This window comes from Pirellulales bacterium (genome assembly GCA_036490175.1).
In the GTDB taxonomy this organism is placed as follows: Bacteria; Planctomycetota; Planctomycetia; order Pirellulales; family JACPPG01; genus JACPPG01.
The window spans coordinates 1-5,431 of sequence record DASXEJ010000176.1 but is presented as its reverse complement, the minus strand read 5'-3'; the positions used below and the strand labels follow the sequence as shown (position 1 = coordinate 5,431).

The following is a 5,431-nucleotide window of genomic DNA, read 5'->3' as shown; positions in this document are numbered from 1 at the left end:
TGAAGGATCGTCTACCCGGCTGCGCCCGGCATGATTATACCGCTCTTACCGCGGCGCCAAGCACCAGGGTTAAGTCGCATGCTGATGTCGAGATAAAAATGCTAGCCACGCCATAAGCGCCAAGTAAAATTAGGGCCACCGGACGCACTAAAAAAGGAACGTCGCGATTGTCGCTGCGCATTTTTTTTTGACAGAAAGTAACCATGACAATCGACCAACTGATTTTCGTCGGCCTGAACGGTTACGCTGTCGCACTCGACCGGCGGACCGGCGACATCGTCTGGTCGAACAACCAGTTGAAATCCGGCTATGTCACACTGCTCTTGGACGGCGATCGGCTGATCGTCTCGACCAACGGCTATATCTTTTGCCTTGATCCGCTGACGGGTGAGATTCTGTGGAACAATCCGATGAAGGGTTACGGGCGCGGTGCTCCGACGGCGCTTGTTTCGACGCGGGGGCAGAGCACACAGACCCTCACGCAGCAAGCTGCCGAAGCAACGGCAGCTGCCGAGGCGTCACATAGCGGATCGTAGTCAACCGTACATACCGGCGCGACTTCGCCGATCAGCAGGCTCGTGATCGACGCAACGCCAGCCCCAACGCCGCCAGAATTCCCAGGATCAAGCTCGAGGGCTCGGGCACGGCTGCGCCAATCCCGCCGGAACCGCCTCCCGCCGAATGCAGCCAGTTGCCGGCGATTAAGTTGATGTCGAGTCCATTGACAACGCCGTCGCCATTGGCGTCCGCCGCACTCGGTCCGGAAAGTAACCAGTGGCCGGCAATCTGATTGATATCAAGCCCGTTCACGACTCCGTCATTGTTGACGTCTCCGGGCTCGGCAATCGTCGCCGTGGCGACGATCGTTCCATGCTCTATCAAAGGAAAAACCAAGTTAACGCCGCCTAGCGACCCAACATCCAAGAAGACCTGCAGCGAGTAGTTGTAGGCCAATTCTCGTTGGCTCCCGCCTAGATTCTGAATGATCCCGGTCGAAAACGTATTCGCCCCCTCCAACGCGGATGATGTGTTGACGCCCGTGTTGTAGAAGTCGGTGATGCCGTTTTGCTGCTGTGTGAGGCTTTGAAAAGCAAGATCTGATTGCGACATGCCGATGACCGTCTGGTTGGCAGCGAAAGTCCCTGCACCGCTGATTCCCAGCTTGTTGCTCAAAAGGTCCATCGACACGTTCTGTTGCGACAGGAAGCCCACGGCCTGACTCATCTGCGGAATATACGCCTCGGCGCCAAAGACGCCCGGGGAAAATCCCACATTTGTAAATCCGCCCTCGCCATTAAAGGGCGGGGTCGGAATCGAAGGATTCCAGTCGGCGACGTTGGGGGCATAGTTGCCACCATTGGCCGCGGTGATCACGGTGCCGTTGGCCGCACCACTGAGAAACTGAATGGAATGATTCACGCCTGAGTCGACATAACTGGTCGAAATCGTGCCGCCGATTTTTGTCGAATTGCCCGGCGCGGCCGGTGAATCTGGATCGGGGTTCGTGCCCCAAGCCGCGTCCGAGACTTCGTTGCGCACCGACATCTGCGCCTGGAAGCCCAGCGCGTCACCCAAATCGATATCGCCGTTGATGTACGCGGGGGAACCAGGAAAGAGCGCGTTTGCCGGCGCCGTGATCTTATTGATGTCGAGCGTCAATGTGCTCTGGGTCGCATCGATCTTCCAGGCCGTAATTGTGCCCCGAGCAATAGAAGTGCATAGCAACGTGATGGCTACGGCTGTCACAACACCCGACTTGTGGATACTCATAGCACCAGCCCTTTCGGATTTAACGCTCCCCATTTTTCATTACATACGCAAGCTCCTCGTCGCGACGCGTAGATCTTTACCGCCCCTGGCAAAGTGCGTTGAGGATAGTGGGACAGGACTCCATGTCAAGCTTTTTTGCCGGAAACTTATGCGGCGGACGCGGTGCATCGTGCACGCCCCTCGGCGGTCTGCTGCCCTGTCGCGTGGCCGTGTGAATCGGCTCGCTTGCGATTCCGCTGTGTGTCAGAGAGCTAGGTCGGCGGGCATAAGCCTCGTCTGGCGCGCGATCGGGCGAAATCACCACGAGACATGGCCCAAGCGTCGCCACGGACAAGGCGTGGCGTGCCCACGGATGATCCCAGCATCAACGTCGCGGTGTCGTTCCCCGCGCATCGGTTGCGGGCGCAGAGTCTTTGGAATCCGGCACGAGAAATAGCCGCTGCAAGAGTTCCGAGGCGACAATGCAGACCACGACTCCTACGGCCATGCCCGCTACCGGCTGTCCGTTTTCGGCACCATACGTCCCGCCCAATCCAATGCCGATCGATACGGCCAGCAGCAAAAAGCACAACCGATCCTTCGATAGAAAACTGTTCATGCGCACTGGGCCCAGGAAAAACGGCAAGGGTGTTACGCTGACTAGACTATCTCCAGCGCCAGCGAAATTCAAGCTGCCTTATACTGTTCGCACAGCGCGGGTATTCACCCGGTAAGTTCGTATAGAATGTAGGCATGGCTGAATCCACACCAAAGCCACGCCGCCGCTGGTTCCAATTTCGATTGGGAGCGATGCTATTCGCGGTAACCTTGCTGGGCGTCTTGGCGTGGGGCGCAGGCGAGCATCGCGAGCGCAAGCGACTGGAAGAGGTTGTTCGTGCGCAGCGCGTTGATATTCAGCGTCGCCAGTTGCTCAGCTATCCGCCGCAACGGCGCTGAGCCGGTGTCCCCCGCCCACGGTTCGGGAACAATGAGAATGGGCAGGGCGCGCCCGAATGTGCGAGGCTACGCGACCCGCCGCCACGTCAAAGGATGTCTCTAATGCCATGATCTCGCATCGACCAGAGACTTTACCCGTGTCAGTATTTCATCTTCTCCCCGACGAAGTGAATCCTCGCGTCCTGCCGTTATTGATTTCGGCGCCGTAGACGTTTGGACGCGTGACCCACAGAGTGGAGTCACGATTATCGAGCGACGAGGCCAAGTTGCGCATAAAAATGCGGTGTTCTTGCGACGGTGTCGACCAGGCTCCCACCTGGCAGCCGTCGAGAACGAGCAGCATGGCCCCGCTGATCGCAATCCAAGAAAAATTGCGACGCATATTCTGCTCTTTTCGGTCCGAAAGTCCGTGACCTGGTAGACGCACGGCTACGAACCAATCGTTCCCGCCTGCGCGTTGGGCAGAAAGAGTCTCGCATTTTCAGCATCGACGTTTGGCCCGAATATCTTGAGCGGCACCTTGGCGCGGCCGGGTGCCCCGACGAGGGCAACCCCGCTGAAGCCTCAAGATGTAACTTCGCAGATGCCCACTCCCGCACAAGCTTGCGAGACGCCCTCGAAGAATGACCCCGCCACGGATGAAAAAACGCTGGCGGCAACGGCGCCATTCCATAAGACGCACGTCGTCAAATAGAACTAGCGTTGCGGGTCATCAACGCAGATCGGTCGTGCGGCGCAGCCGAAACAGTGACGCCTAAGATCCGAGCACGGCCGCGACCTTGGCAAACTGCGCTTCGACGAAGCTGCCCGCCGTTTTGGCGACCGATATGCCCATCAGCAGGATCATGCTCGCCAACAGCGCGCACTCGATCGAAAACGGCCGATGTTCGCGAAAGATCAGGCGCCAGATGCGACGCTGTAAACATTTGCGATTCGCCATTTAGCCCCACTCGCATCTGCCAGCATGAACAATGATTCTGCAATTTTAGGTCACTCTTCAGGCGCGGCAAATCAAAGACGCCGCCCGCAAATCCCAATCTCGACCTGCACGATGGCATTTGCATCCTGCGTAGACGAAATGCCATCTGAAGGACGCCGTCGCTTACCAGAACCGCTTTGTTGCGTTATCGTACGGACGTCAATCGACCAACCGTTGACCGGATTGCAGTTACGTCAAACAGCCGACCCGATCGACGTGAAAGAGTCCGAAAGTGCGCGCACCGCAGGAGCATCATGTCGAAGGACGACGCGATCATCGGCGTCTCGGATCATGGCGGTTGGGCGGTACTGGTGACGGTCGCCGCCGACGGGACGCTCCTCGACCGCCGCCGCGTCGAACTGGCGGACGAGCACCTCCCAAAGATTCCACACCACAGTGAGGGGCAGTCGCTTCCTATAGACGAAGCCGTCGCGCTAGTCGAACGCGTGCAGCAATCGGCGGAACGGCATGCAAAGCTCGTCCTTGACGCGGTCGCGATGCACCTGCCCGGGCGAATCGTTGGCGTGGCGCTGCGCCAGTGCCCGACGCTGCCACCAACCATTGCCGAGCGGATCAACGACTATCGGGCGCAGAATGTGGCCGACTGGGTGATGTACCGCAGGGCGCTCGCCGCCGCGGCCGAAGAGCGCGGCTGGACCGTTCACTGGTTCGACGCAAAAAAGGTGTTCGGTTCAGCAAGCCAAGCGCTGTGCATCGAGGACTTCGAGGCCCATTCCGTCCAACTGAGAAAATCCATCGGGCCGCCCTGGAGCAATGATCACAAGCTCGCCCTGGCAGCGGCGATCGTCGCGGCCAGGGCGAGCTAGAGTTCGGCTGCAACCTCGGCGGTGCTCGGCCACATTCGGACGTCTTCGATAAAAACTCCCGTAACCTATTCTGCCGTCGGCAGCTGCGCAGATTTATTGGACGCTTGGCTTGATGCAATTGCTTTTGTATCGAATTCGTGTGGGAATCTAAAATGGATTCCCGCACGCACGCCGCATCACGAAGCAATTCTTATTTGCAAGTGTTAAGCAGACGTGAGTAAATGGGACGACCGCCGTTTCCGTTCTTAAACTTGGGCTGGCGAGCATGACATCTCGGTAGTCGTGGGAATGATCGGCTGGCGTCGTGGGTCGGCAGAACGATTATGATGCTGGAATGCATTCCCATGACTATCGACGTATGCTGCTTTTCGGGATTTTCGCAGCGCCCAAGTGTGCCGCAACCTCTGTCGTTTGCATCACGTGCCGGCCAAGACTTCATAGGTTGAACCATGACTGCCGTCCCTAATTGCTGCTGGTCTTCTTTCGGACTCTTGATGGTTGGCATGGCCATGTTTCCTGCGCCACTCTCGGCGGCCGGGCCACGATCGACAGGCCAAACAGCAGTGAGAACAAATGGTCGCCACGGAGGATCCACAATTTGGGTCATGAATGCCGACGGCAGCAAACCTCGGGAATTAGTTTCACTCCGGCAGTATCTTCCACTTCTTGGACCTCGCTGGTCGCACGACGGCAAAAGGATCGCCTTCTATGCCAAAAACGAATCTTCCGGTGGCCAGGAAGTATTCATCGCAAATGCCGATGGCTCAGAACCGCGATCCTTAGTCGAGGGCATGCATCCCGACTGGTCCATCGACGACAAACAATTGCTTGTGACCAATGACAATGTCGCTTGGGTTGTTAACATTGACGGGAGCGGCAGTAAAAATGTCGGCTCAGGTGTCGGTCGATTCAACCCAGA

General features: G+C 57.8%; 8 protein-coding genes. 4 read left to right on the top strand and 4 right to left on the bottom strand.

Features of this window, described 5'->3' with window-relative positions:
* The first annotated feature begins 203 nt into the window (after positions 1–203).
* On the top strand, positions 204–536 hold the full coding sequence (locus VGG64_13125; GenBank protein HEY1600542.1) for a PQQ-binding-like beta-propeller repeat protein: 333 nt from the start codon (positions 204–206) through the stop codon (positions 534–536).
* A gap of 31 nt (positions 537–567) precedes the next feature.
* Here VGG64_13125 and VGG64_13120 read toward each other — a convergent pair whose 3' ends face one another.
* Both VGG64_13120 and VGG64_13115 read right to left on the bottom strand, forming a co-directional pair.
* Complete coding sequence (locus VGG64_13120; GenBank protein ID HEY1600541.1) at positions 568–1,770, bottom strand: dockerin type I domain-containing protein; 1,203 nt, start codon at positions 1,768–1,770, stop codon at positions 568–570.
* A 364-nt stretch (positions 1,771–2,134) separates the two neighbouring features.
* Positions 2,135–2,368 (bottom strand): hypothetical protein, encoded by a 234-nt coding sequence (locus tag VGG64_13115; GenBank protein ID HEY1600540.1) that lies wholly within the window; start codon positions 2,366–2,368, stop codon positions 2,135–2,137.
* Between the two features lie 134 nt (positions 2,369–2,502).
* Here VGG64_13115 and VGG64_13110 point away from each other — a divergent pair, with 134 nt between their 5' ends.
* Positions 2,503–2,706: a hypothetical protein gene (locus VGG64_13110; GenBank protein HEY1600539.1), complete on the top strand. Its 204-nt coding sequence runs from the start codon at positions 2,503–2,505 to the stop codon at positions 2,704–2,706.
* Positions 2,707–2,854: 148 nt separating this feature from the next.
* On the opposite strand, the gene VGG64_13105 is transcribed toward VGG64_13110, so the two are convergent.
* A complete protein-coding gene (locus tag VGG64_13105) occupies positions 2,855–3,088 on the bottom strand; it encodes a hypothetical protein (protein ID HEY1600538.1) in 234 nt (77 codons plus the stop codon).
* A 372-nt stretch (positions 3,089–3,460) separates the two neighbouring features.
* Positions 3,461–3,646, bottom strand: a complete 186-nt coding sequence (locus tag VGG64_13100; GenBank protein HEY1600537.1) for a hypothetical protein — start codon at positions 3,644–3,646, stop codon at positions 3,461–3,463.
* 293 nt (positions 3,647–3,939) lie between these two features.
* Here VGG64_13100 and VGG64_13095 point away from each other — a divergent pair, with 293 nt between their 5' ends.
* Positions 3,940–4,512, top strand: coding sequence for a hypothetical protein (locus VGG64_13095; protein HEY1600536.1), 573 nt, complete (start codon positions 3,940–3,942; stop codon positions 4,510–4,512).
* Positions 4,513–5,117: 605 nt separating this feature from the next.
* Positions 5,118–5,431: hypothetical protein (locus VGG64_13090; protein HEY1600535.1), on the top strand; the 314-nt coding region annotated here is incomplete at its 3' end.

Coding starts and splice junctions, on each gene's coding strand:
- VGG64_13125 (HEY1600542.1), top strand. CDS start 204: ATGACAATCGACCAACTGATTTTCGTCGGCCTGAACGGTTACGCTGTC.
- VGG64_13120 (HEY1600541.1), bottom strand. CDS start 1,770: ATGAGTATCCACAAGTCGGGTGTTGTGACAGCCGTAGCCATCACGTTG.
- VGG64_13115 (HEY1600540.1), bottom strand. CDS start 2,368: ATGAACAGTTTTCTATCGAAGGATCGGTTGTGCTTTTTGCTGCTGGCC.
- VGG64_13110 (HEY1600539.1), top strand. CDS start 2,503: ATGGCTGAATCCACACCAAAGCCACGCCGCCGCTGGTTCCAATTTCGA.
- VGG64_13105 (HEY1600538.1), bottom strand. CDS start 3,088: ATGCGTCGCAATTTTTCTTGGATTGCGATCAGCGGGGCCATGCTGCTC.
- VGG64_13100 (HEY1600537.1), bottom strand. CDS start 3,646: ATGGCGAATCGCAAATGTTTACAGCGTCGCATCTGGCGCCTGATCTTT.
- VGG64_13095 (HEY1600536.1), top strand. CDS start 3,940: ATGTCGAAGGACGACGCGATCATCGGCGTCTCGGATCATGGCGGTTGG.